General features: G+C 70.9%; 23 protein-coding genes. 15 read left to right on the forward strand and 8 right to left on the reverse strand.

From position 1 onward, the window contains the following. Nucleotides 1–7: 7 nt before the first annotated feature. Nucleotides 8–1,468, forward strand: coding sequence for an efflux transporter outer membrane subunit (locus CFB81_RS31640; RefSeq protein ID WP_089437772.1), 1,461 nt, complete (start codon nucleotides 8–10; stop codon nucleotides 1,466–1,468). Nucleotides 1,469–1,714: 246 nt separating this feature from the next. On the opposite strand, the gene CFB81_RS31650 is transcribed toward CFB81_RS31640, so the two are convergent. Genes CFB81_RS31650 through coxB form a run of 4 tightly spaced genes read right to left on the reverse strand, consistent with a single transcriptional unit; the run spans nucleotide 1,715 to nucleotide 7,401 of the window. After that, entirely contained in the window at nucleotides 1,715–3,298 is a 1,584-nt protein-coding gene (locus CFB81_RS31650) for a cytochrome c (RefSeq protein ID WP_089437773.1), read from the reverse strand. Further along, on the reverse strand, nucleotides 3,289–3,690 hold the full coding sequence (locus tag CFB81_RS31655) for a cytochrome C oxidase subunit I (RefSeq protein WP_069616950.1): 402 nt from the start codon (nucleotides 3,688–3,690) through the stop codon (nucleotides 3,289–3,291). Before CFB81_RS31655 ends, CFB81_RS31650 begins: the two co-directional genes overlap by 10 nt. Beyond that, on the reverse strand, nucleotides 3,687–6,326 hold the full coding sequence (gene ctaD, locus CFB81_RS31660) for a cytochrome c oxidase subunit I (RefSeq protein ID WP_089438152.1): 2,640 nt from the start codon (nucleotides 6,324–6,326) through the stop codon (nucleotides 3,687–3,689). The genes CFB81_RS31655 and ctaD overlap by 4 nt, the downstream gene beginning before the upstream one ends. 13 nt (nucleotides 6,327–6,339) lie before the next feature. After that, a complete protein-coding gene (gene coxB, locus CFB81_RS31665; protein WP_089437774.1) occupies nucleotides 6,340–7,401 on the reverse strand; it encodes a cytochrome c oxidase subunit II in 1,062 nt (353 codons plus the stop codon). Nucleotides 7,402–7,673: 272 nt separating this feature from the next. Between coxB and CFB81_RS31670 the strand changes: the two genes are divergently transcribed. Further along, the gene (locus tag CFB81_RS31670; RefSeq protein WP_089438153.1) at nucleotides 7,674–8,657 is read left to right on the forward strand and encodes an SDR family oxidoreductase; all 984 of its coding nucleotides are present in this window, start codon (nucleotides 7,674–7,676) and stop codon (nucleotides 8,655–8,657) included. Between the two features lie 5 nt (nucleotides 8,658–8,662). Continuing rightward, a complete protein-coding gene (locus CFB81_RS31675; protein ID WP_089438154.1) occupies nucleotides 8,663–10,441 on the forward strand; it encodes a glycoside hydrolase family 15 protein in 1,779 nt (592 codons plus the stop codon). A 31-nt stretch (nucleotides 10,442–10,472) separates the two neighbouring features. On the opposite strand, the gene CFB81_RS31680 is transcribed toward CFB81_RS31675, so the two are convergent. Continuing rightward, nucleotides 10,473–12,308 (reverse strand): thiamine pyrophosphate-requiring protein, encoded by a 1,836-nt coding sequence (locus tag CFB81_RS31680; RefSeq protein WP_089437775.1) that lies wholly within the window; start codon nucleotides 12,306–12,308, stop codon nucleotides 10,473–10,475. A gap of 133 nt (nucleotides 12,309–12,441) precedes the next feature. On the opposite strand from CFB81_RS31680, the gene CFB81_RS31685 reads away from it, so the two are divergent. From CFB81_RS31685 to CFB81_RS31725, 9 genes are all read left to right on the forward strand, one after another. Then, entirely contained in the window at nucleotides 12,442–13,542 is a 1,101-nt protein-coding gene (locus CFB81_RS31685) for an enolase C-terminal domain-like protein (protein WP_089437776.1), read from the forward strand. A gap of 19 nt (nucleotides 13,543–13,561) precedes the next feature. After that, entirely contained in the window at nucleotides 13,562–14,413 is an 852-nt protein-coding gene (locus CFB81_RS31690) for a hypothetical protein (protein WP_089437777.1), read from the forward strand. Then, nucleotides 14,410–15,075 (forward strand): gluconate 2-dehydrogenase subunit 3 family protein, encoded by a 666-nt coding sequence (locus tag CFB81_RS31695; RefSeq protein WP_089437778.1) that lies wholly within the window; start codon nucleotides 14,410–14,412, stop codon nucleotides 15,073–15,075. The genes CFB81_RS31690 and CFB81_RS31695 overlap by 4 nt, the downstream gene beginning before the upstream one ends. Next, the gene (locus tag CFB81_RS31700; protein ID WP_089437779.1) at nucleotides 15,062–16,732 is read left to right on the forward strand and encodes a GMC family oxidoreductase; all 1,671 of its coding nucleotides are present in this window, start codon (nucleotides 15,062–15,064) and stop codon (nucleotides 16,730–16,732) included. The genes CFB81_RS31695 and CFB81_RS31700 overlap by 14 nt, the downstream gene beginning before the upstream one ends. A 94-nt stretch (nucleotides 16,733–16,826) precedes the next feature. Further along, nucleotides 16,827–17,210 (forward strand): DUF305 domain-containing protein, encoded by a 384-nt coding sequence (locus tag CFB81_RS31705; protein WP_069617014.1) that lies wholly within the window; start codon nucleotides 16,827–16,829, stop codon nucleotides 17,208–17,210. A 127-nt stretch (nucleotides 17,211–17,337) separates the two neighbouring features. Continuing rightward, nucleotides 17,338–18,078: an FRG domain-containing protein gene (locus tag CFB81_RS31710; RefSeq protein ID WP_089437780.1), complete on the forward strand. Its 741-nt coding sequence runs from the start codon at nucleotides 17,338–17,340 to the stop codon at nucleotides 18,076–18,078. 155 nt (nucleotides 18,079–18,233) lie between these two features. After that, nucleotides 18,234–18,740: a low affinity iron permease family protein gene (locus CFB81_RS31715; protein ID WP_069616941.1), complete on the forward strand. Its 507-nt coding sequence runs from the start codon at nucleotides 18,234–18,236 to the stop codon at nucleotides 18,738–18,740. A 172-nt stretch (nucleotides 18,741–18,912) separates the two neighbouring features. Then, nucleotides 18,913–19,392: a BON domain-containing protein gene (locus CFB81_RS31720; RefSeq protein WP_089437781.1), complete on the forward strand. Its 480-nt coding sequence runs from the start codon at nucleotides 18,913–18,915 to the stop codon at nucleotides 19,390–19,392. Between the two features lie 117 nt (nucleotides 19,393–19,509). Then, nucleotides 19,510–19,989 (forward strand): hypothetical protein, encoded by a 480-nt coding sequence (locus CFB81_RS31725; RefSeq protein WP_089437782.1) that lies wholly within the window; start codon nucleotides 19,510–19,512, stop codon nucleotides 19,987–19,989. On the opposite strand, the gene CFB81_RS31730 is transcribed toward CFB81_RS31725, so the two are convergent. Beyond that, entirely contained in the window at nucleotides 19,967–20,437 is a 471-nt protein-coding gene (locus tag CFB81_RS31730; RefSeq protein WP_069617013.1) for an NUDIX hydrolase, read from the reverse strand. The two genes, CFB81_RS31725 and CFB81_RS31730, sit on opposite strands and share 23 nt — an antisense overlap. 203 nt (nucleotides 20,438–20,640) lie before the next feature. Next, nucleotides 20,641–20,841: a hypothetical protein gene (locus CFB81_RS31735; RefSeq protein ID WP_089437783.1), complete on the reverse strand. Its 201-nt coding sequence runs from the start codon at nucleotides 20,839–20,841 to the stop codon at nucleotides 20,641–20,643. Nucleotides 20,842–21,000: 159 nt separating this feature from the next. On the opposite strand from CFB81_RS31735, the gene CFB81_RS31740 reads away from it, so the two are divergent. The 3 genes from CFB81_RS31740 (at nucleotide 21,001) to CFB81_RS31750 (ending at nucleotide 25,736) form a co-directional block, all read left to right on the forward strand. After that, nucleotides 21,001–22,401 (forward strand): HlyD family secretion protein, encoded by a 1,401-nt coding sequence (locus tag CFB81_RS31740; RefSeq protein WP_089437784.1) that lies wholly within the window; start codon nucleotides 21,001–21,003, stop codon nucleotides 22,399–22,401. Between the two features lie 85 nt (nucleotides 22,402–22,486). Next, nucleotides 22,487–24,079 (forward strand): DHA2 family efflux MFS transporter permease subunit, encoded by a 1,593-nt coding sequence (locus CFB81_RS31745; RefSeq protein ID WP_069616936.1) that lies wholly within the window; start codon nucleotides 22,487–22,489, stop codon nucleotides 24,077–24,079. 1 nt (nucleotide 24,080) lies between these two features. Next, nucleotides 24,081–25,736: an efflux transporter outer membrane subunit gene (locus tag CFB81_RS31750; protein WP_089437785.1), complete on the forward strand. Its 1,656-nt coding sequence runs from the start codon at nucleotides 24,081–24,083 to the stop codon at nucleotides 25,734–25,736. Nucleotides 25,737–25,779: 43 nt separating this feature from the next. Here CFB81_RS31750 and CFB81_RS31755 read toward each other — a convergent pair whose 3' ends face one another. Next, nucleotides 25,780–26,490: a response regulator gene (locus CFB81_RS31755; protein ID WP_089437786.1), complete on the reverse strand. Its 711-nt coding sequence runs from the start codon at nucleotides 26,488–26,490 to the stop codon at nucleotides 25,780–25,782. Nucleotides 26,491–26,511 lie beyond the last annotated feature (21 nt).

A 26,511-nucleotide genomic window follows, 5' to 3' on the forward strand; every position in this document is an offset into this window, starting at 1 on the left:
CGCCCACATGCTACCCAAACCCATCGTTGCCGCGGCGCTCGCCGCCATCTTGTCGGCGGGATGCGCCGTCGGTCCCGACTATGTGCGGCCGGACGTGGCGATGCCGGAGCAGTTCCACGGGCAGCGCGCCGTGGGCCAGCGCCACGCGGCGGCCGACGCCGATCTCGCGACGTGGTGGACGGGCTTCGGCGATCCGCAACTGACGCGATACATCACGCTGGCGCTCGCCCAGAACCTCGATCTTGCGCAGGCCGCGGCGCGCGTCGCGCAGGCGCACGCGGGGCTCGGTGCGGCGAATGCGGCGCTGCTGCCGTCCGGCAATGTGAGCGGCCAGGCCGCGCGCGTCTATCAGTCGGTCGAAACGCCGTTGGGGCAGGTGTTGAATGCGACGCCCGGTTTCGACCGTCATGGCAACGACTACGAGGCCGATCTCAACGCAAGCTGGGAGCTGGACGTATTCGGCGGATTACGCCGCGGCCGCGAAGCGGCGCTCGCCGACTATCAGGCATCCGAAGCGGTGGCGGTCGCGACGCGGCTCGCCGTCGCCGCTCAAACCGCGGATACCTACATCACGATTCGCGGGTTGCAGGGCCGCCTCGACGTCGCGCGGCGCCAGGTGCGGACCGAGCAGGATCTGCTGTCGACGCTCAACCTGCTCTACGGGAAGGGTCTCGCGGCGGAGCTTCAGGTGAGGCAGGCCGAAGGCGCGCTTGCCCAGGTTCGCGCGACGGTGCCGGTGCTCGAAGCGGCGCTGGACGCGGCGATGAATGCGCTCGACGTGATGCTCGGCGCGCAGCCCGGCACGCATCGCGCGGAATTGCTTGCCGGCGGCGACGTACCGGTCGCACCGCGGATCGCGGCCACAGGCACGCCCGGCGAACTGCTGCGGCGCCGGCCCGACCTGATTGTCGCCGAGCGGCGCGTGGCGGCGTCGAACGCGCGCATCGGCGTGGCCATCGCCGAGTATTACCCGAAGTTCTCGCTGGGCGGACTGCTCGGCAGCGCGACGACGATGGGCGCGGGCAACCTGTTTGCCGGCGGCGCGAACCAAGCGGCGGGCGTGCTCGGCCTGCGCTGGCGCCTGTTCGACTTCGGCCGGATCAATGCACAGATCGCGCAAGCGAAAGGGCAGGATGCCGAAATGCTGGCCGCGTATCGGCTCGCGGCACTGCACGCGACCGAGGACGTCGAAAATGCGTTCTCGGCGCTCGTCAAGCGTGACGAGCAGGCGGCCATTCTCGGCGACGGCGTGAATTCACTCGGCCGCGCGCGGACCGCATCGTTTGCGGCTTACCAGAAAGGGGTGGTCAGCCTGATCGAAGTGTTGCAGGCCGACGAAAGCCTGCTGCGCGCATCGGACGAACGCGTGCAGGCGCGAACGGAAGCGGCGCGCGCGGCGGTCGCCGCGTTCAAGGCGCTCGGCGGCGGGTGGCAGGCGCCGGAAGCGCAGGCTGTTGCGAGCCGGTAGCGGTGGCGTCGAAACTGCAACGATCATGAAGGTCGTCGCCGCGTTGGGATTGCATCCGACCGTTGCGCCGTCCACGCAGGCCACCGAAGCGGCACCCGCACCGGAGCCGACGTCGCGCACGCGCACGCGTTCGCCCGCACGGGCGGCGGCCCACGGGTGATGTCCTCAGGCCCGGCTGAAACTTTCGCGTCGGGCCCGCCCGTATGGATCCCGCCGGCATCGCGCGGTACCCCGCGCGACACGCGGCTACCGCTTGATCGCCCCCCGCAACCGCCGCACATCCTGCTCCGACACAGGCGCCGCCCGATTCCCCCACGCACCGCGCACGTAGCTGACCACCGCCGCGATCTCGCCGCTCGTCAGCGCGCCGCGCATCGCCGGCATCCGCTGCACCGGCCCCGGCTTGCCGGGCGTGGGCCGCACACCTTCGACCACGATCCGGATCGTGCTCGTCGGATCGGCCGCCGCGACGATCGAACTGCCCGCGAGCGCCGGCCCGTGATCAGGTACGCCTTTACCGTCGGCGCCATGGCAGCGTGCACAGAACCCCGCATACACGCCGGCCCCCGGCGCCTGCTGGCCGCCTTCCGGACGCGGGCCGGCAACGGTCAGCCGCGGGACACCGACACCGAGCGGATTCGTCGCGGCAGTCGGTTGCGCGGGCAACGATTTCAGGTACACGGCGATCGCGTGGCGATCGGCATCCGTCAGTAGCGCCGTGCTTTCGCCGACGACCGGCGCCATCGCGCCGAATACCGCGCCGCGCGCCGCATGGCCGCTGCGCAGGAACGCGGCGATGTCGTCGGCCGACCAGCGGCCGAGGCCGTCCGGGGCTGCGCCGGTCAGGTTCGGCGCGAACCAGTGGTCGTTGATGCCGCCGGTCAGGAACGCGGGGCTGCGCTCGTCGTAGCCGCGTTCGTTGTAGGCCGGGCCGCGTGGCGTATGGCATGCGCCGCAATGGCCGAGCCCCTGCACGAGATACGCGCCGCGATTCCATTCCGCCGATTGCGACGGCTGCGGCGTGAACCGGTCGCGGTTCGCGAACACGAGGCTCCACAGCCCGAGCGCCCAGCGCTGGTTGAACGGAAACGGCAGTTGCGTGAGTTTCGCCGCATTCGCGGACGGCGCGACGCCGCGCATGAAATACGCATACAGCGCGCGCACGTCGTCGTCGCTCAGGTGCGCGAACGACGGGTACGGCATTGCCGGATACAGCCGGCTGCCGTCCGCGCGCACGCCGCGCCGCATGGCATCGTCGAATTGCCGTAGCGTGTAGTTGCCTATGCCGTGCGTCGGGTCCGGCGTGATGTTCGGCGCATAGATCGGCCCGAACGGCGAATTCACCGGCTGCCCGCCCGCGTACGGCGTATGGTCGGCCGCGTCGTGGCACGCGGCGCAATCGCCGGCGAGCGCGAGATAGCGGCCGCGCGCGATCGTCGCGGCGTCGGCGCTCGCGGCCGCCGCCGCGATGACCGGGCGGCGGGCGGTCGAAGCGGAAGCGGCGCCGGGCGGCGGGGTGGATGCCGCGGACGATGTCGCATCCGCCACCGATGCATCCCGGTCGCGTGACAGCCGACGGTCGTTCTGCACGCGCGCGGACATCGACGCGCCGGCATCGGCCGCCGACGCGCGAATCCGCACGAACCGCCAGCCCGACGCGGGCTCGCGCGCTTCAGCCGCCGACGCGGCGCCGGCCGTGCCGCTGCCCGCGGCCGCGTTGTCGTCCTGCCGCCCGTTGCACGCGCAGAGCGCGACGCATACCGCGAACGCGCCCCCCGCGCGGCGGCCCGGAACGCGGAACGGGAACGAAGCGAACGGGATCAGCGCCATGGACTGCAAGGCCCCACGAAAGCGGTGACGATCCCCGTAAACACCAGACCGATCACGAAACCGAGCGCCGCGAGCATGCCGCAGCGCGCGAGAAAGCGCGTACTGCCGTCGCGCGTCACGGCACGCGCATCGGCATCGTGCCGGCGCCGCCACACGCGTGCGAGCCAGGTCGCGCAGGCCGCGGCCAGCGCGAACGCGCCCGCGGCGATCAGCGCGAGCCACGCGCCGACGTGCGCCCAGCGCGGCGCGGCCTGCGCGACACCGAGCGGATAGCACGCCGTGGACGCGAGCGTCTCCGACACCAGCATCTGCGCGAACCACAGCGCGGGCGCGCCGACGAGGCCGGCCGCGATCGCGAGCAGCGGCGTCCACGCGCGTCGGGCGTCGTTCATCCGGTGCTCCTCAGCCAGAACGGCGATACGTACAGCGCGGTGAAGATGAACAGCCACACGATGTCGACGAAGTGCCAGTAGAGCCCGCCGACCGTCAGCGCGACGCGTCGCTCGCGGCCGAAGAAGCCGGCGGCCGTCCACGCGGCGAGCAGCGCGAGGATCGCGAGACCGGCCACGACGTGCGCGAGGTGGAACCCGGTGATCGTGAAGTAGAGGCTGCCGTACAGATGCGCGGTCGGGCCGTACGGGTGATCGCGCCATTCGTGCAGCTGAACCAGCGCGAATGCGGTGCCGAGCGCCAGCGCGACGACGAGCAGCGCGACCGCGCGCGCCTGCCGGCCGGCCCGCACCGCCCGCTCGGCGAGCCATACGAACACGCTGCTCGACAGCAACACGACCGTGTTGACGGCCGCGAGCCCGATCTTCGGCATTCCTTCGGGCGGCCACGGCGCGGACCACTGCGACTGCAGGTAGAAGTAGCAGAACAGCAGGTAGCCGAACAGCCCGGCCTCGGTCACGATCAGCGTGAGCACGCCCCACCAGCCGCCTGCACGTTCGCCGCAACTGCCGACCGGCAGCGGCTCGATGCACGCGGCCGGCGCGGCTGCCGGCGCCGTCGCGGACGGCGGTTCGTCCGGATGAAGCCCGGCGGCCGCGGCGGGCGCCTGCGTGTCGGCGCGGGCCGGCAGGCGCGCGCGTTGCCCGAGTTCGCGGCGCGGCCACAGCCACGCGGCGGTGGCGATCGCGCAACCGGCGACGGCCACGCAGACGAGCGTCGGCGAGCGCGCGAGCATCGCCGCGAACACGGCGGTCGCGAGCAGCGCGAGCACGAACGGCACGCAACTGTCTTCGGGCATCTTCAGGATCGCGCTCGGCGCGGCGGCGAGCGGCGTGACCGCGAGCGCCTCGCGCCCGTCCGCGAGCCGGTAGCCGACCCGCAGGCTGGTGCGCGCCGGATCGTCGCGCGTTTCCCACAGCGGATGCCGCGACGCGACGAGCGGCAGCACCGCGAAGTTGTACACGGGCGTCGGCGACGCGACCGACCACTCGAGGCCGGCCGCGCCCCACGGATTCTCGCTGGCGCGCACGCCGCGCCGCGCGCTCACCAGCGCGTTGACGACGAACATCACGATGCCGATCCCGAACACGAACGAGCCGATCGTCGTCAGCAGGTTCGACGTGTCCCAACCCATTCCCGATGGATAGGTATAGATGCGGCGCGGCATCCCGAGCAGCCCGGAAATATGCATCGGGAAGAAGCCGAGGTTGAAGCCGATCAGCACGACCCAGAAGGTCCAGCGGCCGAACCGTTCGTTCATCATCCGCCCGGTGAATTTCGGGAACCAGTACGCGACGCCGCCGAGCACCGGAAACACGTTGATGCCGAGCAGCACGTAGTGCAGGTGCGCGACGACGAAGTACGTATCGGTGAGCTGCCAGTCGAGCGGCACGGCCGCGGTCATCACGCCGGACACGCCGCCGATCACGAACATCAGCACGAAGCCCGCGAAATACAGGAACGGCGTGCGGAACACGGGGCGGCCGGTCCAGATCGTCGCGATCCACGCGAACACCGCGACCGCGCTCGGAATCGAAATCAGCATGCTCGCGGCGCCGAAGAACGCGAGCGCGAGCGGCGCGATGCCCGTCGCGAACATATGGTGGACCCACACCTCGAAGCCGATCAGCATCGTCGCCACCGTCGACACGGCGACGGCCTCGTATGCGACGAGCGGACGCCGGCAGAAGGTCGGCAGCGCGTCCGACACGATCCCCATCGCCGGCAGCACGACCACGTAGACCCACGGATGCGCGAACATCCAGAACAGGTGCTGCCACAACAGCGGACGGCCGCCGTGCGCGACGTCGAAGAAATGCGTGCCGGCATTGCGGTCGAGCCACAGCAGCAGGAACGCGAGGCTCACCGACGGCACCGCGACCAGGTTGGCGACTGACGCGGTCAGCGTGCCCCACACGATGATCGGCACGCGATCGATCGACATGCCGTGCGCGCGCATCCGCAGCAGCGTGACGACGAAGTTCGCGGCGCCGCCGGTCGTCGAGATGCCGAGCAGGATCATCCCGAGCGCGTAGATGTCGATGTTCGCGCCGGCGCTGTAGTCGAGCGACGTGAGCGGCACGTAATTGAACCAGCCGCCGTCCGGCACCGCGCCGAGCGGAAAGCTCGCGTACAGGAACAGCCCGGCGAACAGGAACGACCAGTACGAGAACGCGTTCAGCCGCGGGAAAGCCATGTCGCGCGAGCCGAGCATCAGCGGCCACAGATAGTTCGCGAAGCCGGACAGCACGGGTAGCGCGTACAGGAAGATCATCGTGACGCCGTGCATCGTGAACAGCGAATCGTATTGCGCGGGCGTGAGCACCGTCGCGTTCGGCCGCGCGAGCTGGATGCGCATCACGAGCGCCTCGACGCCGCCGAGCAGCAGGAACGCGAACGCGGTGACGATGTAGCGCAGCCCGATGCGCTTGTGATCGACGGTGCCGAGCCAGCCGCGCCAGCCGGGTTCCGATTCCCACAGCTCGGCCAGCGCGCGTTCGTGCGGGGAGCCGGGCGGCGCTTCGCCGAGATCGGGTACGCGGCTGAGCGGGGCGGGCGTGTCGCGGGCAATGGCCATCGGCATCCTCGGTTCAGTGCAGCGTCGCGAGATACGCGGCGAGATCGTCGGCATCGCGCGGCGCGAGCGCGATCGACGGCATCAGCGATTGCGGTTTGATTTGCTGCGCAAGCGCGATCCAGCGGCGCAGGTTGTCGGGCGTGTTGTCGAGCGTGCCGGCCGCGAGCAGCCGGCGCGTGCCGACGTGCGTGAGATCGGGGCCGGCATCGCCCGTCGCGTCGGTGCCGCGCACCGCGTGGCAGCCCGCGCAGCGCGCGGCGAACACGCGCTGGCCGCGGCGCTCGGCGCCGGCGCCCGCCGCGGGTGCTGGGGCCGGTTGCCGCTGCGCGGCGAGCCACGCACGAAACGCGTCGGGCGGCTCGGCGACGACTTCGAACGCCATGTGCGCATGCTGCGCGCCGCAGTATTGCGAGCACTGGCCGCGGTAGATGCCGGGCCGGTCGGCCTGCAGCCATTGGCGGTTCGTCTGGCCGGGAATCGTCTGCGTCTTGCCGGCGAGTTGCGGCACCCAGAACGCATGGATCACGTCGGCGCTCTTCAGCTCGATCGCGACCGGCTCGCCCACCGGAATATGGATCTCGTTCGCCGTGACGAAGCCCGGGCCGCCTGCCTCGTCCGGATAACGAACGGCCCACCACCAGTCTTGCGCGGTCACGGTGATCGTCAGCGCGGGCGGACGCGGCGGCGCCGCGATCGCGCCCAGCACGCGCAGCATGTACACGAGCGCGCCGAACAGCAGCAGGATCGAGATCGCGGTGCCGACGGTCACGATCGTCAGCCCGCTGCCGTAGCCGCCGCCCGCGTGCGCGCGACGGCGAAACAGCGCGATCAGCAGCAGCACCGCGATCGCGACGCAGACGAACGTGCACAGCGCGAGCAACGCCCACCCGAGCACGAAGACCGGCTGCGCGGCGGGGCCCGCCGCGTGGATCACGTACGCGAGCGGTAGCGGCGCGGCCGGATTGCCGGGGACGGCACGCTCGGTGGCCGCGCGCGCGACCATCGGCCCGACCGCCCAAGCGAACGGCGCGATGCATGCGATACGACACGTTTTCCTGGACGACGGGACGAGCAACGCGACTCCTTGCCGCGTTCGGCGGCGACGACAACCGTTCGCGGCCGAGCAAGTTTCGTGCGCGCCGGGCTCGCTGCTGGGCAGCCTGGAGGGGGCGAAACTGCGCGCGCAACGGCCGTTGCGTTACAGCCGGCTTGTAAATTGGGCGGCCGTTCACGACCATTGCCGGAGCGATGCGGCCCGCGTGGACGACGGCATACCGTTTGCTGCGCCGATCGTGTTCCGGCACGCCGAGGCGTGCCGCCCTCATCGCAAAACGGGAGGAACCGACCGTGAAGACCGTCGCGATCACCGGTGCGAGCGCCGGCGTCGGCCGCGCGAGCGCCCACGCGTTTGCGCGGCTCGGCGCGAACGTCGCGCTGCTCGCTCGCGATCCGCGCGCGCTGGACGACACCGCAAGCGAGGTGCGCGCGTATGGCGTCCAGGCGCTGCCGATCGCCGTCGACGTCAGCGACGCGGCCGCGCTCGACGCGGCGGCCGAGCGGATCGAACACGAACTCGGGCCGCTCGACGTGTGGGTCAACAACGCGATGGTCACCGTGTTCGCGCCGTTCGACGAAATCTCGCCGGAAGACTATGCGCGCGTAACGGCCGTCACCTACCTCGGTTACGTGTACGGCACGCGGGCCGCGCTCGCGCGAATGGTTCCGCGCAACCGCGGCACGATCGTGCAGGTCGGCTCGGCGCTCGCGTACCGGTCGATTCCGCTACAGACGCCGTACTGCGGCGCGAAACACGCGATCCGCGGCTTCACCGACGCGCTGCGCTGCGAGCTGCTGCATGCGCGCAGCCGCGTGCGCGTGACGATGGTGCAACTGCCCGCGATCGACACGCCGCAGTTCGACTGGGCCGAATCGGTGCTGCCGCACGCACCGCGTCCGGTCGCGCCGGTCTATGCGCCGGAAGTGGCGGCCGATGCGATCGTGCACGCCGTCCGGCATCCGTGCCGCGAGCGCTGGGTCGGTTGGTCGTCGCTCGCGGCGATCGTCGCGAACGGCCTCGCGCCCGGCTGCTTCGATCGCTATCTCGCGCGCACCGCCGTGCGCGGCCAGCAGCGCGCGGCGCCGGCTGGCCCGCGCGTGTCGAATCTGTGGGCCCCCGTGCCGGGCCGGCACGCGACGCGCGGCGCGTTCACCGACGAAGCGCGCCGCGCGGGTGCCGAGGCCGGGCTCGGCGCGTCGCGCGTGCTCGCTTTCGGCGCGGCCGTCGCGCTGCTCGCCGGCGCGTTTGCCGCCGTGCGCAAACGGAGCCGGTGAACGCGATGCGGATCGAGGATTACGCGCTCGTCGGCGACGGCCGCAGCGCGGCGCTCGTCGCGCGGGACGGCAGCATCGACTGGCTGTGCTGGCCGGATTTCGATTCGCCGCCGTGTTTCGCCGCGCTCGTCGGTACGCCGGACAACGGCCGGTTCCGGATTGCGCCGCGCGAGCAGGATGCCTGCACGACACGCCGCTATCTGCCGCGCACCGCGATCCTCGAAACGACGTTCGAAACGTCGTCGGGCTGCATCTCGATTACCGACTGGATGAGCTGGAACGCGCGCGATCCGTGCCTGATCCGCAGCGTGAGCGGCGAGCGCGGGACGGTCGATGTCGATGTCGATCTCGGCGTGCGCTTCGATTACGGCAACGCGCTGCCGTGGTGCCGGCCTTTCGGCCGCCGCTGGCGGATGATGACGGGCGGCGATGCGATGTGGCTCGACACCGATGCGCGGCTCGACGTGCAGAGCGACCGGCTGGTCGGCACACGACGGATCGCGGCGGGCGAGCGGGTGGATTTCTGCATCAGTTATGCGCGCTCGTTCGACCCGGCGCCGGCCGTGCCCGATGCATACGCATCGTTGCACGATACGCAGGTGTTCTGGCGCGGCTGGTCGGATTGCAACGCCGCCGAAGGCCCGTATCGCGACGCGATCGAGCGCGCACTGATCACGGTGAAGCTGCTGTCGAGCGTGCGCACCGGCGGCATCGTCGCGGCGCCGACCAGTTCGTTGCCCGAGCGCTTCGGCGGCGCGCGCAACTGGGACTACCGGTTCTGCTGGCTGCGCGATGCGAGTTTCACGTTGCGCGCGCTGGTGCGCTGCGGCTATCGCGACGAAGCCGCGCGCTGGCGCGACTGGCTCGTGCGTGCGATCGCCGATCATCCGTCGCAACTGCAGGTGCTGTATGCAGCCGACGGCGGCCGGCGCGCGGCCGAGTGGGACGCCGTGCATCTGGCCGGCTACGAAGGTGCGCGGCCGGTGCGCTTCGGCAACGCCGCAGCCGACCAGTTGCAACTCGACGTGTACGGCGAGGTGCTCGGCGCGCTGTACCACGCGCGCCGGCATGGGCTGCCGCCCGACGACGACGCGTGGGTGCTGGAGCGGCGCCTGCTCGAACATCTGGCGACGATCTGGCGCGAGCCGGACGAAGGCATCTGGGAAGTGCGCAGCGGCCGGCATCCGTTCACGTCGTCGAAGGTAATGGTGTGGGCCGCGGTCGAAAGCGCGTACCGCTCCGCGCGCGCCTTCGGCCACCACGCGCCGCTCGACGTGTGGCGGCGCTGGGCCGACGCGGTGCGTGCGGAGGTGCTCGAGCGCGGCTATCACGCCACACTCGGCCGCTTCGTCGACCGCTTCGACGGCGACGGCATCGACGTCAGCCTGTTGCTGATTCCGTTGACGGGGATGCTCGATGCGTCCGACCCGCGCGTCGCCGCGACGGTCGCCGCGATCGAGCGCGAGCTGATGGACGACGGCTTGCCATTCCGCTATCGGCCGCCGCGTTTCGAGGACGGCTGCGAAGGCGACGAAGGCGCGTTTGTCGCGGCCGGCTTCTGGCTCGTGCAGGTGTACCGGATGCAAGGGCGCGACGACGACGCGCACGCGCTGTTCGAGCGGCTGCTCGGCCTGCGCAACGACGTCGGGCTGCTGGCCGAGGAATATGACGTGAAGGCGCGGCGGATGTGCGGAAATTTTCCGTTCACGCTCGCGCAGGTCGGGCTCGTGAACGCGGCGCTCGCGCTGCAGGGCGACGGGCGGGACGACGTCGACATCGGCTAGGGTGTCGCGCCGTCCCGCACGCGCCGCTTGCTTACGATTCGCTTTTCCCGCCCTTGCCGCGCTTGTCGCCGTGTTCGCCATTGCCCGGCAGCACGGCCGACAACACCTGCCGCGCGGTCTCGACGATCACGTTACCCTCGCGCGGATCGCCTTTCACCAGCGTTTCGGCGAAATGCTTCGCCTGCTGCAGCGTCACGTGCGGCGGCAGCGGCGGCACCTCGGGGTCGCTCTTCACCTCGAGCACGACCGGCCGGTCGGACGCGAGCGCTTCGTCCCACGCGGCGCCGAGCTGTTCCGGATCGTCGACGTAGATGCCCTTGAGGCCGAGCAGCGTCGCGAAGCGGTAGTACGGCACGTTCGGGATCTGCTGCGATGCGTCGAACTTCGGGTCGCCTTCCATCACGCGCTGCTCCCACGTGACCTGGTTCAGGTCCTCGTTGTTCAGCACCATGCAGATCCAGCGCGGGTCGGGCCACTGGCGCCAGTATTTCGCGACGGTGATCAGCTCGGCCATGTTGTTCATCTGCATCGCGCCGTCGCCGACCATCGCGATCACCGGGCGCACCGGATGCGCGAACTTCGCGGCGATCGCGTAGGGGACCGCGGCGCCCATCGACGCGAGCCCGCCGGACAGCGAGCCCATCATCCCGCGCCGCATCATCAGGTCGCGCGCATACCAGTTCGCGCAGGAGCCCGAATCGCTCGTCAGGATCACGTCGTCGGGCAGGCGCGGCGACAGTTCGGTAAACGCGCGCTGCGGGTTCACGCCGCGCCCCGCGCTGGCCTTCGCGGCCGCGCGCGCCGCGAGCGTGTCGTGCCAGTCGTGGTTCCATTTCGCGATCCGGTCGCGCCATGCGGTGTCGCGACGCTCGTTCAGGAGCGGCAGCAGCGCGCGCAGCGTCTCGGCGCTGTCGCCGACGAGGTTGACTTCCATCGGGTAGCGCAGGCTCAGCATGTCGGCCTTCAGGTCGATCTGCACGCCGCGCGCCTGGCCTTCCTTCGGCAGGAATTCCGAATACGGAAAGCCGGAGCCGACGACCAGCAGCGTGTCGCATTCGGTCATCAGCTCGTAGCTCGGCTTGGTGCCGAGCAGCCCGATCGAGCCGGTGACCCACGGCAGATCGTCCGGCAGCGCGGCCTTGCCGAGCAGCGCTTTCGCGGCGCCCGCGCCGAGCCGGTCGGCCACCGCGATGACCTCGTCGGTCGCCTTCAGCGCGCCGGCGCCGACCAGCAGCGCGACTTTCGACCCCGCGTTGAGCACGTCGGCCGCGCGTCGCAGGTCGTCCGCATACGGCACGACTTTCGGCGCGGTATAGCCGACCCCCGAATGCACGGTGCCGTGCGCGCGCTTCGGCGGCGCGTAGTCGAGTTCCTGCAGATCGTTCGGCAGCACGAGCGCGGTGACCGTGCGCGCACCGAGCGCGGTGCGCACCGCGCGGTCCACCAGATGGCGTACCTGGCCCGGCACCGTCGCAAGCTGAACGAATGCGCCTGCAACGTCCTTGAAAAGCGCCGGAAGGTCCACCTCCTGCTGGTAGTGGCCGCCGAGCGCCGCGCGCGCCTGCTGGCCGACGATCGCGAGCACCGGCATGTGGTCGAGCCGCGCGTCGTAGAGGCCCGTCACGAGGTGCGCGGCGCCGGGGCCAGACGTCGCGACGCATACGCCCAGCTCGCCTGTAAATTTTGCATGCGCGGACGCCATGAAGGCCGCCATCTCCTCGTGGCGAGCCTGGACGAACTCGATCTTGCCGTCCGCGCGGTTCAGCGCGCCGAAAAAGCCGTTGATGCCGTCGCCCGGGTAGCCGTAGATGCGGCGCACGCCCCAGTCGTACAGCCGCTCGACGATGAAATCCGCCACTGTCGCCATGCCGTTTCTCCTTGGTTCGGGATGAGCCGATGCGAGGGGCCGCGCAAGGCACGTGCCGCCCCGCGTGTGGCGTCGGGCACATCGGTTGCACGCGAGGTTCGCAAGCCAATAGCAAGCTGACCGGAGCGCAACGATGGCACTTTCCGCCGCGCCGGCGATCGACGACGTGCGCGCCCGCGCGTACCGCGTGCCGACCGACCGGCCCGAAGCCGACGGCACCTACGCGTGGACCGCGACGACGGTCGTCGTCGTCGAGATCGACGCGGGGCCCGTGACGGGGCTCGGCTATACGTACACGGACGCGAGCGCCGTGCCGCTCATGACGTCGCTGCTGGCCGGCGTGTTGCGCAAGCGGCCGGTGGTGGGCATCCCGGCCGCGGTCGACGCGCTGTGGCGCGCGGTGCGCAACGTCGGCCGCGGCGGGATCGCGGCGACCGCGATTTCGGCGCTCGACACGGCGCTGTGGGACGCGAAGGCGAAGCTCGCCGACGTGCCGCTCGCGCTGCTGCTGGGCCGCCTGCGCGAACGCGTGCCGGTGTACGGCAGCGGCGGCTTCACGACTTACGATGCGCGGACGCTCGCCGCGCAGCTGGAAGGCTGGCGCGCCGAACACGTGCGCGCGTGCAAGATCAAGATCGGTGCGGAAGACGTGCGCGATCTGTCGCGCGTGCGTGCGGCGCGCGACGCGCTCGGGCCCGGCGTCGAGTTGTTCGTCGATGCGAACGGCGCGTATGCGCCGCGCACCGCGCTCGCGTTCGCGCAGGCCGCCGCCGATTGCGACATCCGCTGGTTCGAGGAACCCGTCAGCAGCGACGACGTCGCGGGGCTGCGATTCGTGCGCGAGCACGTCGGCCCGCGGGTCGACGTCGCGGCCGGCGAATACGCGTATACGCCCGACGATTTCCGGCGCTTGCTGGAATGTCGCGCGGTCGACGTGCTGCAGGCCGACGCGACACGCTGCGGCGGCGTCAGCGGTTTTCTCGCGGCCGCGGCGCTGGCCGATGCGTATCACGTCGACCTGTCCGCGCACTGCGCGCCCGCGCTGCACCGGCACGTCGGCTGCGCGGCGCCGCGCCTGCGCCACGTCGAATGGTTTCACGATCATGTCCGCGTCGAGCGGATGCTGTTCGACGGCGCGCCGACGCTCGTCGACGGCGCACTGGAAATCGATGCGACGCGCGCCGGGCTCGGCCTGGAATTGCGCGCCGCCGATCTGCGGGATTTCGCGCGCTGAATACCGACGAGGAGGAACGATGCGACACCCGCGACATCGCGCCGCCGAGCGTGACAGGCTGCTGGCCGACGCCGCGCGGCTGCTGAACCGCAGCGCGCTGCTGCTGGCCGGCTCGGTACTTGCCGACAGCGGCGTCGAGCACTATCGCGGCACCTTTCACAATCGCGCGATGCTTGCGCCGCTCGCGATGTCGACGCTGTCGGTGATCGCGAGCGTGCACGGCCACGCGGACGGCACGCCCGTGCGCCACCGGCTGCGCGACGCGGTGCACGTCGCATCGGCCGCGGTCGGCGTCGCCGGCTCCGCGTTCCACCTGTACAACGTGACGAAGCGGCCGGGCGGTTTCAGCTGGCACAACCTGTTCTACGGCGCACCGCTTGGCGCACCGTTCGCGCTCTTGCTGTCCGGCGCGCTCGGCGCGGCCGGCGAGCGGCTGCGCGAGAGCCCGGCCGACGCGCCGCGGCTCGCCGGACTGCCGGCCGGGCGCGCGCTGGCCGGGCTGGTCACGGCGGGGCTCGTCGGCACGCTCGGCGAAGTCGGGCTGCTGCATTTTCGCGGCGCGTTCCAGCATCGCGCGATGTTCGCGCCGGTCGTCGTGCCGCCGGTGGCCGCGCTGGCGACCGCGCAACTCGCGCTGTCGCGCCCGCGCGCCGAGCGACGCTTCTGCCGCGGATGGTTGCGCGCGACGGCCGTGCTCGGGTTCGTCGGCGTCGCGTTCCATGCGCGCGGCGTCGCGCGGCAGATGGGCGGCTGGCGCAACTGGTCGCAGAACCTGCTATCGGGCCCGCCGCTGCCGGCGCCGCCGAGCTTCACCGCGCTCGCGATCGCGGGGCTCGCCGCGACCGCGCTCGCCGAACGGGAGGCGTCATGAGCGATGCACGCCGCAAGCCGGTTGCGTTGCCGCGCTATCCGGGCTACGACGTGCTCGCCAAGCGCGACTCGCCGTCGTGGAACGATGCGACGCGGCGTGCGATCGATGCACGTCTGCGCATCGCGGCCAATGCGCCGCGCTATCTGGATTCCGAACGATTTGCGACGCTCGCGGCGTTGTGCGCGCGCATCGTGCCGCAGCAACCGGGCGGCGCGGGCGCGATCCCGACCGCCGCGTTGGTCGACGCGCGGCTCGCGGCCGACGACGGCGACGGCTATCGCGATGCACGCCTGCCGCCGCTGCGCGCCGCCTGGCAGACGGGCCTCGCCGCACTCGACGCGATGGCGCGGCACGCGCATGGCTGCCCGTTCGCGGCGCTTGGCCCGCGCGACGCCGATGCGTTGCTGCACGCGGTCCAGAAAGGCGACGTCGACCCGCAGGCGGCGCCGGCCTGGGCCGGCATGGACCCGCACACGTTCTTCATGAAGCGCGTGCTGATGGATATCTGCGGCGCGTATTACGGGCATCCGTTCGCATGGAACGAAATCGGCTTCGGCGGCCCCGCGAGCCCGCGCGGCTACGTGCGAATGGACTTCAACCGCCGCGACCCATGGGAAGCGGAAATGCGCACGGAGGAGGGCGATCGCGATGGCCGCCGATGAACCGTTGTCCGCTCCGACACCGCGCGGCCGGGACGGTCGTGCACCCGATCCGTTGCGGGTCGGCGGGTGGTCGCCGATGCGGATGTTCCGCGACGACGACGCGGTCGACTTCGTGATCGTCGGCACCGGCGCCGGCGGCGGCACGCTCGCGTGCAAGCTCGCCGAATACGGTTTCTCGGTCGTCGCGCTGGATGCGGGCGCCTGGTGGCGGCCGCTGGAGGAATTCGCGTCGGACGAGACGCATCAGCACAAGCTGTTCTGGACCGACGAGCGGATCTGCGACGGCGCCGATCCGCTGACGCTCGGCACCAACAACAGCGGCCGGGCGATCGGCGGCAGCACCGTGCATTTCGCGATGGTGTCGCTGCGCTTCCGGCCCGAGTGGTTTCGCTCGCGTAGCGCGCTCGGCTACGGCGTCGACTGGCCGCTCGACTGGCGCGAGATGTGGCGCTACTACCGCGAGGTCGAACAGACGTTGAAGATCGGCGGGCCGGTGAACTACCCGTGGGGCCCGCCGCGGCCGCGCTATCCGTATCGCGCCCACGAACTGAATGCGGCCGCGCTCGTGCTCGCGCGCGGCGCGGAGGCGATGGGCATCGACTGGACGCCGACGCCGCTCGCGACGCTGTCCGCGCCGCGCGGCCGCGCGCATCCGTGCGTGTATCGCGGCTTCTGCATCGCCGGCTGCGCGACCAACGCGAAACAGAGCGCGCTTGTCACGTGGATACCGCGGGCGGTCGCGGCCGGCGCCGAAGTGCGCGATCTCGCGATGGCGCTGCGGATCGACGCCGAAGGCGACCGCGTGACCGGCGTGCACTACCGGCGCGACGGCCGCACCCGGTTCCAGCGCGCACGCAACGTCGTCGTCGCCGGTTATGCGATCGAGACGCCGCGCCTGTTGCTGCTGTCCGCGAACGGGCGGCATCCGCAGGGACTCGCGAACAGTTCGGGCCTCGTCGGCCGCTACCTGATGGCGCAGCTCAACCAGGCGTCGTGGGGGACGATGGACGACGAAGTGCGCTGGTACAAGGGGCCGCCGTCGCTGTCGATTACCGAGCACTGGAACTACGCGGACGAAGGCAAGGATTTCTTCGGCGGCTATTGCTGGATGAGCCAGGGGCCGCTGCCGATCGAATGGGCGCGCAAGGTCGCCGCGCGCGGGCTGTGGGGCGATGCGCTGAAGCGCGAGATGGCGCGCTACAACTTCCAGGCCGGCCTGAAGATCGTCGGCGAGACGCTGCCGCGCGCGAACAACCGCGTGACGCTCGCCGACGAGCGCGACGCGTTCGGGCTGCCGGTCGCGCGCGTCACCTATTCGTACGACGACAACGACCGCCGGATGATCCGCCATGCGCTCGCGCAGATGGGACGTTCGCTGGAAGCGGCCGGCGCACGGGACATCTGGCACGAGGAAGACGACACGTGCCATCTCGCCGGCACCGTGCGGATGGGCGACGACCCGGCGACGAGCGTCGTCGACGCCGACTGCCGAAGCTGGGACATCCCGAACCTGTGGGTGTGCGACGGCTCGGTGTTTCCGACGGTCGGCGGCGTGAATCCGTCGCTGACGATCCAGGCGATCGCGTGCCGCACCGCCGACCGCATCCGGACGCTGGTCGCACGCGGCGACGCGCATGCGCGTGCGCGATGGCGGTGAATCGCGCGGCGCGGCCGCGCCGGCGGCCGATACGACGCGTGCGAGCGACGATGCCGCACGCGATCCATTCACCTTCTTGTCGAGGAATCGTCTCATGCCTGCATTCAACCGTTCATTCATACGCCGCTGTGCGGCCTGCGCGCTGCTGGCCGCGTGCGCGTCGGCGCTGTCGGCGGCGGCACAGTTGCGCCCGCCGAACCCCGCCAGCGTGCCCGACACGTCCACGCAGGCGTTCAAGCGCGCCGATCGAAAGATGATGGAAGCGATGGAGAGCGCGCCGTACACCGGCGACGCCGACCGCGATTTCGTCGCGCACATGGCGCCGCATCACCAGGGCGCGATCGACATGGCGCAGGTCGAACTCAAATACGGCAAGGACCCGACGCTGCGGCAGCTCGCAAGCCGGATCGTCGCCGCGCAGCGCGACGAGATCGCGTTGATGGAGCGCTGGCAGAAGGAGCGCGGCAAGGCGCCGTGAACCGCGATGCGATACGTCGATACGCAGCCGGCTGGTCCGGCGGTTTGGCATCCGGCAAGCCGCGCTCCCGGACCCGCGCCGACGCAATGGCCGCGAGCCCGGGCAGCCGTGGCAGGAGGCACGATGCATGGACGATAAGGGTGTGGCCGAAGATCGCTCGATCGACAGCGTGGCCGACTACATGGCCGTGATCGGCGCGCAGCGGCAGACGATGGCGCTGCGGCTTTTTCGCGGCCAGTGCAACGCGGGCTGGCCGCTCGTGCCGGGTATCGCGCGGCAGCGCGCGTCGCCCGACGTCGAAGCGCGGATGCTCGACGAATTCACGCGGCGCGCGTTGCCGCATCTCGAACCCGGGCAGAACCTCGATGCGTGCGACTGGCTCGCGCTCGCGCAGCAGCACGGGATGCGCACGCGTCTGCTCGACTGGTCCGGCAACGCGCTGGCCGCGCTGTGGTTCGCGGTCAGGCGCGCGAGCGAATCGGGCGGAGACGGCGTGGTGTGGTGCCTGTCGCACGACGCCGACGACATCGCGACCGCCGCCGAACGGCGCGCGCCGCTGCAGGTCACGCGCACGAAGGTGTTCCGGCCGCGCCACGTGATGCCGAGGATCACCGCGCAGGATGGCTGGTTCACGATCCACTGCTACGACGCCGGCGCCGAGCGCTTCGTGCCGCTCGACGAGCATGCGGACCTCGCCGGTCGCCTCATTCGGATCGTCGTGCCGGGCGCGCGGTTCGCGACGATCCGGCAGGAGCTCGCGGGCGTCGGCGTGAGCATCGCGACGATCTTTCCGGATCTCGACGGCATCGCGCAACTGACCGACACGCGCTATTTCCCGGACGACGAGGACACGCACGCGCCCCGGTAAGGCGCGCACGGGCGTTCGGGCCGGGCACGCGTGATGCTTGTGTCGACGGCGCGCACGGGACCGACCCCCAAGCCGCCGGCTTGCGACCGACTCGTGGCGGGCGCTGCGGCGGTTCATGCGTGTATTCAGACAGACCATCGAATCCGGAGGCATTCATGCGCGAACCCAACGAACCACCGAGCGATCGTCGCGACACGACGTGCGAGCCCGGCGCCGGTTCCCGGCCGGCCGGGCACGCCGTCACCCGCGCGTTCGAACGTTTTGCATCGGGTGTGACGACCTGGGCCGGCTCGCCGGTGGCATTCGGCAGCGCGGTCGCCATCACCGTGCTGTGGCTCGCGAGCGGGCCCGTGTTTCATTACTCCGACGCGTGGCAGCTCGTCATCAATACCGGCACCACGATCATCACGTTCCTGATGGTGTTCCTGCTGCAGCGCAACCAGAATCGCGACAGCGTGGCGTTGCACCTGAAGCTCGACGAACTGCTCGCGGTCACGCGCGCGGCGAGCGACCGGCTGATCGGGATCGAGGATGCGTCGGAAGAAGAGTTGCGCGCGTTGGCGCAGACCTACGTCGAAATGGCGCAGCGCGCGGCCGAACGCGGCGACGACGAGCCGGGCGGGAAGCGCGCGGAAACGGCCGACACGCCGCCCGAATCGTGATCGCCTGAAGGGCCGATCGAGCGATGCGCGCCCGATGATTTTTCAAACGCTTGTCGTTTCCGGCGCCGCGTCGCGGCGCGACCGCGTGTACGCGACGCTCGCAGCGGGGAACGGCACGTGCTGCACGTCGAAACGAAGCCCGGTCGTCCCGGGTATTGCCTAGGGTGCCACCATGAACGCCAGAACGCCTTCGAATCCGTTGTTGAATCTCGCGGTGGCCGTCGCCTGCGGGGCGGCCGCGATGTACTTCCTCGATCCGTCGTCCGGCCGGCGTCGTCGTGCCTATCTGCGCGACAAGGCGGTCGCGGGCCGGCACGGCGTGGCCGACTATGCGAATACGCAGGTGAAGCGGGCGGCCGACCATGCGCGCGGCGCGATCGCCGGCCTGCGGGCCGACTGGCTCGCGGGCGATGCGGACGACGTGCAGGTCGCCGAGCGCGTGCGTGCGGCGCTCGGCCACCTGGTCGGTCGCCCGCGCGACATCGACGTGAGCGTCGAGCACGGTAACGTGTGCCTGACCGGACAGGTCGAGGAGGCCGAACGGCAGGCGCTGATCGACGGCGTCGCCGCGCTGCATGGCGTGCATCTCGTCGAGGACGCAATGGGCGCGCGCAGCGAATACAAGGCGCCGCCGCACGGTCATTCGCACTGACGCGGCCACGGCTGCCCGCCCCGGCGGGGGCCGGCGAACGCGTACGACACGCATTCGGCGCACCGCGGCTGCCGGTACGACGGCCGTCTGGCGTGGCGCCTCAACCGGAGCAAGCCCATGACCGAACGCCAGCCCCCCGATACGATGCCGCTGCAGCCGGAGCCCGGCGCGCACGACGCGCTCGAACACCTGCTCGGCAGCCTGCATCGGCACGGCTTCCTGCGCTTCGCGAACGAGGTCGTCAGCGCGAACGCGCGGCTCGCCGACACGTTCGTCGCTGCGCTCGACAAGCCCGGCATGCAGAGCGGCATGCAGAATCTCGCGATGCTCGTGACGGCGCTGTCGCGCATTCCGCCGGAACAGTTCGGTCGCGCCGCATTCGCGGCGGCCGACGCGCTCCATCACGTGGGCGCGTGGCAGCCGGCGCAGCACGAGCATGTCGCGCCCGGCGTGCGCGGCGTCTATCGGCTGCTGCACGACGAGGCGCTGTGGGATGCGCTGACGCCGCTGCTCGAAGGGTTGAAGGTGTTCGCGCAAGGGCTCGCGCGCGATCCTCAGCCGCCGGTCGCCGGGCTCAACGAGACGAAGGACGCGTGAGCGCGTCAGGTTGCAAGCCGCTGGCGGTGCACAGGCCCGCGAACTGACGGATGATGCGCTGCGTCGGCGCGCTTGCCGGCCAGTGCGACACCGCGTCGATGCCGACCCAGCGGCACAGCGCGATTTCGCGGCCCGGGCACGCATGCGCGCCGCGCGGCAGGTTCGCGACGAACACGTGATGGCGCTTCACGCTGCCGTCCACGTAGAAGAAATATGCGAGTTCGAGATCGGCGAGCCCCGTTTCCTCCCGCAGTTCGCGATGCGCGGCGTCGAGCGCCGATTCGCCGCGCCGGATCACGCCGCCAGGCAGCGTCCAGCGCGACGATCGCCCGCGGGCAACCAGCAGCACGCGCCGGTTGCGCAGGCAGACGATCGTGGCGCGTTCCTTCGCCAGCGGCGCGAGCGGCACCGCGCGAACAGGGAAATCGGACGGGTCGGGTAGCGTCATGCAGGGCAGGCGGCCGGTGATTGAAAGATCCATCCGCCTGTGCCGCAATGTGCGTTCCTGTGTCGTGCTCACGCAGGACGGCGTGTGAACGATTCGGGCGAACTCGTCGATCGCCGTCCGCGAATTTTCAACGGCTTGTCATTTCTGCCGCCGTTCCGTGCGGCCGCTTCAGCAGGGCGGACGGACAGCGCGACGCGCGGCGATCACGCGTCGCCGTGTTCGCCGGACGGCGCGCGACGCGGCGGCGTCCCGTTTTCCGTCCCGACCGGCTTGCCTTCGGCGGGGTCGTGCGCAGTGCGCGGCGGCGGCGTGGTCGTGCCGCGGCGCTTGCCCTCGGGGCCGGGCGTGCTGTCGCCGCGATCCTCGTCGCGTGTGTCGGTGTCGAGTGAGGTCGAGCGTGTCATGGTTCGGGCGTCCTGTCGGGGCGGTGGATGCGTACGCATCGCGCATCGGGCGTGCCGCGGTCGAACGGAGCACGTGGCCGGGCCCGCTGTTTGCTTGACCGCGCGCTTGAGGCCGGCGCGGGCAATGACGCCCGCGCCCGCCGCCTGGAGCCCCGTTTCATGCCCGATGCGATCTTGTGCCCGTTATCCGTTCGTAAGCGATTCGGCGTCGTGTTCCGGCGCGCGTTGACGTCCGGTCGGTACGGCGCCGGCGCGCCGGACGCGCTTGCGCCGGCGATGGCCGGCGTCGTACCGTCGACGCCGCTGCGCGTGCCCTGGCCGGCGTTCGAGCGCCGGCCGCCCGCCGTCGCGCGGGCAGGCGACGGCCAGTCCGGCGCCGGCGGCTCGGGCGCCACGCCGGACGGCAACGGCGAGCGGCCGACCGACGCGCCGGGCGGCGGTGGCGGCGATCACCATCCGCACGACGATCGCGGCGGCCGCACCGGCGGCGACGGAGACGGCGACAACGGCGAAGGCGAACACAAGCGGCCGGGCAAGAAGCCGCTGATCATCCTCGGGGCGGTGGTGTTCGTGCTGCTCGTCGGCGGGCTCGTATGGTGGTTCGCGACGCGCAACCAGGAGAGCACCGACGATGCATACACCGACGGCAACGCGGTCGCGGTCGCGCCGCACGTGTCCGGCTACGTGACGCGGCTGGCGGTCGACGACAACACGTTCGTGCGGCGCGGCGACGTGCTCGTCGAGATCGATCCGCGCGACTACCGCGCACAGGTCGACGCGGCGCAGGCGCAGCTCGGCCTCGCGCAGGCGCAGCTCGACGCGGCGCGCGTGCAGCTCGATATCGCACGCGTGCAGTATCCGGCCCAGTACCGGCAGGCGCGCGCGCAGATCGAATCGGCGGAAGCCGCGTATCGACAGGCGCTCGCCGCGCAGGCGCGGCAGCGGGCGGTCGATGCGCGCGCAACCTCGCAGCAGGCGATCGACGCGGCCGACGCGCAGCGCGCGACCGCCGACGCGAACGTCGCGATGGCCCAGGCGCAGGCGCGCACCGCGAGCCTCGTGCCGCAGCAGATCCGGCAGGCCGAGACGGCCGTCGAGGAACGCCGCCAGCAGGTGCTGCAGGCGCGCGCGCAGCTCGAGACGGCCAGCCTGAACCTGTCGTACTGCGAGATGCGCGCGCCGTCCGACGGCTGGGTCACGCGGCGCAACGTGCAACTGGGCTCGTTCCTGCAAGCGGGCACGTCGATCTTCTCGATCGTCACGCCGCGCGTGTGGATCACCGCGAATTTCAAGGAGTCGCAGCTCGAGCGGATGCGCGTCGGCGACCGCGTCGACGTGTCGGTCGACGCGTATCCCGATCTCGATCTGCACGGCCACGTCGACAGCATCCAGCTCGGCAGCGGCTCGCGCTTCTCCGCATTCCCGACCGAGAACGCGACCGGCAATTTCGTGAAGATCGTGCAGCGCGTGCCGGTGAAGATCGTGCTCGACGGCCCGCTGCCGAACCGTCCGCCGCTCGGTCTCGGCCTGTCGGCCGTGCCGACCGTCCACCTGAAATGATCGGCCGCCGTGCCGCGGCCGGTTTCGACCGGAGCGATCCGATGCCCGATACCCGCATGCCGTTCTTGCATCGCGAGGCCCGCCGATGAACCGGCCGCCCGACCGCAGCGGCGCATCCGATGGTGCGTGGCGTCCCGCCGCGAACCCGTGGCTCATTGCGATCGTCGTCACGCTCGCCGCGTTCATGGAAGTGCTCGACACGACGATCGTCAACGTCGCGCTGCCGCACATCGCCGGCACGATGTCGGCGAGCTACGACGAGGCGACCTGGACGCTCACGTCGTATCTCGTCGCGAACGGCATCGTGCTGCCGATCTCGGGGTTCCTCGGGCGCCTGCTCGGCCGCAAGCGCTACTTCCTGCTGTGCATCGCCGCGTTCACCGTGTGCTCGTTCCTGTGCGGCGTCGCGACCAACCTCGGCGAACTGATCGTATTCCGCGTGCTGCAGGGGCTGTTCGGCGGCGGGCTGCAGCCGAACCAGCAGTCGATCATCCTCGATACGTTCCCGCCCGCGCAGCGCAACCGCGCGTTCTCGATCTCGGCGATCGCGATCGTCGTCGCGCCGGTGCTCGGGCCGACGCTCGGCGGCTGGATCACCGACCATTTCTCGTGGCGCTGGGTGTTCCTGCTCAACGTGCCGATCGGCGCGCTCACCGTGCTCGCGGTGATGCAGCTCGTCGAAGATCCGCCGTGGCGGCGCGGCGCCGAACGCGGAATTTCCATCGACTACATCGGCATCGGGCTGATCGCGATCGGGCTCGGCTGCCTGCAGGTGATGCTCGATCGCGGCGAGGATGAAGACTGGTTCGGCTCGAACTTCATCCGCGTCTTCGCCGTGCTGTCCGCGCTCGGGCTGATCGGCGCGACGCTGTGGCTGCTGCGCACGAAGAAGCCGGTGGTCGACCTGTCGTGCCTGCGCGACCGCAATTTCGCGCTCGGCTGCGTGACGATCGCGACCTTCGCGGCCGTGCTGTACGGCAGCGCGGTGATCGTGCCGCAGCTCGCGCAGCAGCGTCTCGGCTACACGGCGACGCTCGCGGGGCTCGTGCTGTCGCCCGGCGCGCTGCTGATCACGCTCGAGATTCCGCTCGTGAGCCGGCTGATGCCGCACGTGCAGACGCGCTATCTGGTCGGGTTCGGCTTCGTGCTGCTGTGCGGTTCGCTGATCTATTCGCGCACGCTGGTGCCGGACATCGACTACACGCACCTGATGATGATCCGGTGCGCGCAGTCGCTCGCGATCGGCTTCATGTTCGTGCCGATCACGACGCTCGCCTACCTGACCGTGCCGCAGCGGCTCAACGACGACGCGTCCGCGCTGTTCACGATGTTCCGCAACGTCGCGGGTTCGATCGGCATCTCGGTGTCGACCGCGCTGATCCGCGAGCGCACGCAGGCGCGCATGGCACATCTGTCCACGCACATGTCGACGCTGTCGCAGAACTTCCAGGATGCGCTGCAGCAGAACGCGCGCACGGTGGGCGCGCTGACGGGCGCGCCGCCGTCGTCCGCGCTGCAGACGGCCACCGGGCGGCTGTACGAGACGTTCATCGCGCAGGCGACGATCCTCGCGTATATCGACGTGTTCGCGATTCTCGCGGTGTTCTGCGCGTTCAGCATTCCGCTGACGTTCCTGTTTTCGCCGGCGAAGGCCGCGGGCGGCGCGGGAGGGCATTGACATGCGCATGCATCGGGACAATCGTAGCCGCCGCCTGATTCACTCCATCGTGTGCCGCGCGGTGACGTTATTCGCGGGATGCGCCATCGTCGCGGGCTGCACCGTCGGCCCCGACTACAAGCCGCCGAAAGCGGACGTCCCGGACACCTGGCATGCGATGCGGGCGGATGGGCAGGCGGCGGCTCCCGCGTCCGGCGTGGCCGCACGGTCGTCGCCGACGGTCGATGCCGATCCGGATCCGCGCTGGTGGCGCGCGTTCGGCGATCCGCTGCTCGACCAGCTCGTCGAGCGCGCGGCGCACGACAACCTCGACGTGCAGGCCGCCGTGCTGCGCATCGCGCAGGCGCGCGCGCAGGTTCGCGCGGCCGCCGCACAGGGCTTGCCGGACGTGCGTGCGAATGCGAGCTACCAGCGCGAGCAGCTCGGCCTGAAAGGCATCGTCGAGGAGCAGGGCATCGACCAGCGCGTCGATCGTCTCGGCGCGCCGGGCTCGCCGCTCGACCGGTTCGGGCCGGGCACCGGCGCAAGCGTGCAGCAGGGCGCGCGCGGCGCGCTCGATGCGCTCGAATCGCCGGTCAACCTGTGGCAGGCCGGGTTCGACGCATCGTGGGAGCTGGATCTGTTCGGCCGCGTGCGCCGCTCGGTCGAAGCAGCCGGCGCGCAGACGAGCGCGGCGGTCGCGAGCCGCGACGATGCGCTGCTGTCGCTCGAGGCCGAAGTCGCGCAAACCTATCTGCAACTGCGCGGCGCGCAAGCACAGCGCGCGCTGGCCGACGATCTGCAACGCGCGCAGCGCGAACTGCTCGACCTGACGCGTGAGCAGGCCGCGCACGGTCTCGCGAGCGATCTCGACGTGCGCAGCGCCGACGCGCGGCTCGCGCAGATCCGCGCGCAACTGCCGCAGTTCGACCAGCAGATCGTGCTGTTGCGCAACGGTCTCGCGTATCTGGTCGGCGGCGCGCCGGGCGCGCTCGACGACTGGCTTGCCGCGCCGCGCGCGTTGCCGGACGTGCCGCCGACCGTGCCGGTCGGCCTGCCGTCGACGCTCGCGCGCCGGCGCCCCGACATCCGCCGCGCGGAGGCCGAGCTGCATGCGGCCACCGCCGACGTCGGCGTCGCGGTCGCGCAGTTCTATCCGGACATTTCCCTGACGGGGCAGGTCGGCCTGCGCGCGTCGCACGTGCGCGAGCTCGCGCACTGGTCGCACCTGTTCTATGCGTTCGGGCCGGCCGTATCGCTGCCGATTTTTTCCGGCGGCGCGCTCGTGTCGAACCTGCGGCTGTCGCAGGCGCGCCAGGCCGAAGCGGCGCTTGCCTACCGGCAGGCCGTGCTCGTCGCGCTGCGCGACGTCGACAATGCGCTGGCCGTGTACCGCACCGACCAGGCTCGCGCGGCCGCGCTCGACGATGCGGTGCGGGCCGAACAGGGCGCGCTGGACCTCGCGCGCGATCGGTACCGGAAGGGGTTGTCGCCGTTCCTCGACGTGCTGGACGCCGAGCGGCAATGGTCGGAGGGCCGGCAGCAGGCCGAGCAGGGCGCGTTGCAGACGACCACCGATCTCGTCGCGCTGTACAAGGCGCTCGGCGGCGGATGGCAGGCGGGCCCGGGCACGGATACGGACGCGGGTACGCGTACGGATGCGGCCCGCGCGCGATAGCCGCGAGCGCGGGCCGGACCTCGCGGATCGCGCTCGCGCGGCCTCAATCCCACGCGTGCTTGCTGAACTGATAGCCCTTCGAGCGGATGGTCTTGATCCGTTTCGGTTCGTTCGCGTCGTCGCGCAGCTTGCGGCGCAGCTTCGAGATACGGCCGTCGATCGAACGATCGAGGCCGTCGAACGCGATGCCGCGCAGCAGCAGCGTCAGGTCTTCCCGGCTGACCACCTCGCCCGCGCGGCACGCGAGGGCCCACAGCAGGTCGAATTCGGTCGACGTCAGGCGCGGCATGCTGCCGTCCGGAAGATGTACGCGGCGGTCGGTCCGGTCGATCGAGAATTTGCCGAATACGTATCGCTGCGGAGAATCGGGCACGAGGTCGCCCGTCGGCACGCGTGTGCGCCGCAACTGCGCCTTGATCCGCGCGAGCAGCAGGCGCGGCTCGACCGGCTTGCGGAGAAAGTCGTCCGCGCCGAGTTCCAGGCCGAGCAATTCGTCGAACGGCTCGTCGCGGCCGGTCACCATGATCACGATGCCGTCGTAGTGCATGCGCGCCTCGCGGCAGATCTCGAAGCCGTCCTTGCCCGGCAGGTTGACGTCGAGCAGCACGAGGTCGGGGCGGCTCGCGACGATCGCCGGCACCGCGCCGGCGCCGTCGAACAGCGTTTCCACCAGGTAATGATGCTTGCGCAGATAATCGGCGATCAGCGCGGACAGCGGGACGTCGTCTTCGACGAGCAGGATTCGGATGGGCATCGCTAAACGAAGGGGCAAAAC

It is taken from the genome of Burkholderia sp. AU28863, from assembly GCF_002223195.1.
Lineage (GTDB): Bacteria > Pseudomonadota > Gammaproteobacteria > Burkholderiales > Burkholderiaceae > Burkholderia > Burkholderia sola.

Excerpts from the sequence above, each read along its gene's own strand:
- CFB81_RS31640 (WP_089437772.1), top strand. The coding sequence starts at position 8 with ATGCTACCCAAACCCATCGTTGCCGCGGCGCTCGCCGCCATCTTGTCG.
- CFB81_RS31650 (WP_089437773.1), bottom strand. The coding sequence starts at position 3,298 with ATGGCGCTGATCCCGTTCGCTTCGTTCCCGTTCCGCGTTCCGGGCCGC.
- CFB81_RS31655 (WP_069616950.1), bottom strand. The coding sequence starts at position 3,690 with ATGAACGACGCCCGACGCGCGTGGACGCCGCTGCTCGCGATCGCGGCC.
- ctaD (WP_089438152.1), bottom strand. The coding sequence starts at position 6,326 with ATGGCCATTGCCCGCGACACGCCCGCCCCGCTCAGCCGCGTACCCGAT.
- CFB81_RS31675 (WP_089438154.1), top strand. The coding sequence starts at position 8,663 with ATGCGGATCGAGGATTACGCGCTCGTCGGCGACGGCCGCAGCGCGGCG.
- CFB81_RS31680 (WP_089437775.1), bottom strand. The coding sequence starts at position 12,308 with ATGGCGACAGTGGCGGATTTCATCGTCGAGCGGCTGTACGACTGGGGC.
- CFB81_RS31685 (WP_089437776.1), top strand. The coding sequence starts at position 12,442 with ATGGCACTTTCCGCCGCGCCGGCGATCGACGACGTGCGCGCCCGCGCG.
- CFB81_RS31690 (WP_089437777.1), top strand. The coding sequence starts at position 13,562 with ATGCGACACCCGCGACATCGCGCCGCCGAGCGTGACAGGCTGCTGGCC.
- CFB81_RS31695 (WP_089437778.1), top strand. The coding sequence starts at position 14,410 with ATGAGCGATGCACGCCGCAAGCCGGTTGCGTTGCCGCGCTATCCGGGC.
- CFB81_RS31700 (WP_089437779.1), top strand. The coding sequence starts at position 15,062 with ATGGCCGCCGATGAACCGTTGTCCGCTCCGACACCGCGCGGCCGGGAC.
- CFB81_RS31705 (WP_069617014.1), top strand. The coding sequence starts at position 16,827 with ATGCCTGCATTCAACCGTTCATTCATACGCCGCTGTGCGGCCTGCGCG.
- CFB81_RS31710 (WP_089437780.1), top strand. The coding sequence starts at position 17,338 with ATGGACGATAAGGGTGTGGCCGAAGATCGCTCGATCGACAGCGTGGCC.
- CFB81_RS31715 (WP_069616941.1), top strand. The coding sequence starts at position 18,234 with ATGCGCGAACCCAACGAACCACCGAGCGATCGTCGCGACACGACGTGC.
- CFB81_RS31720 (WP_089437781.1), top strand. The coding sequence starts at position 18,913 with ATGAACGCCAGAACGCCTTCGAATCCGTTGTTGAATCTCGCGGTGGCC.
- CFB81_RS31725 (WP_089437782.1), top strand. The coding sequence starts at position 19,510 with ATGACCGAACGCCAGCCCCCCGATACGATGCCGCTGCAGCCGGAGCCC.
- CFB81_RS31730 (WP_069617013.1), bottom strand. The coding sequence starts at position 20,437 with ATGACGCTACCCGACCCGTCCGATTTCCCTGTTCGCGCGGTGCCGCTC.
- CFB81_RS31735 (WP_089437783.1), bottom strand. The coding sequence starts at position 20,841 with ATGACACGCTCGACCTCACTCGACACCGACACACGCGACGAGGATCGC.
- CFB81_RS31740 (WP_089437784.1), top strand. The coding sequence starts at position 21,001 with ATGCCCGATGCGATCTTGTGCCCGTTATCCGTTCGTAAGCGATTCGGC.
- CFB81_RS31745 (WP_069616936.1), top strand. The coding sequence starts at position 22,487 with ATGAACCGGCCGCCCGACCGCAGCGGCGCATCCGATGGTGCGTGGCGT.
- CFB81_RS31750 (WP_089437785.1), top strand. The coding sequence starts at position 24,081 with ATGCGCATGCATCGGGACAATCGTAGCCGCCGCCTGATTCACTCCATC.
- CFB81_RS31755 (WP_089437786.1), bottom strand. The coding sequence starts at position 26,490 with ATGCCCATCCGAATCCTGCTCGTCGAAGACGACGTCCCGCTGTCCGCG.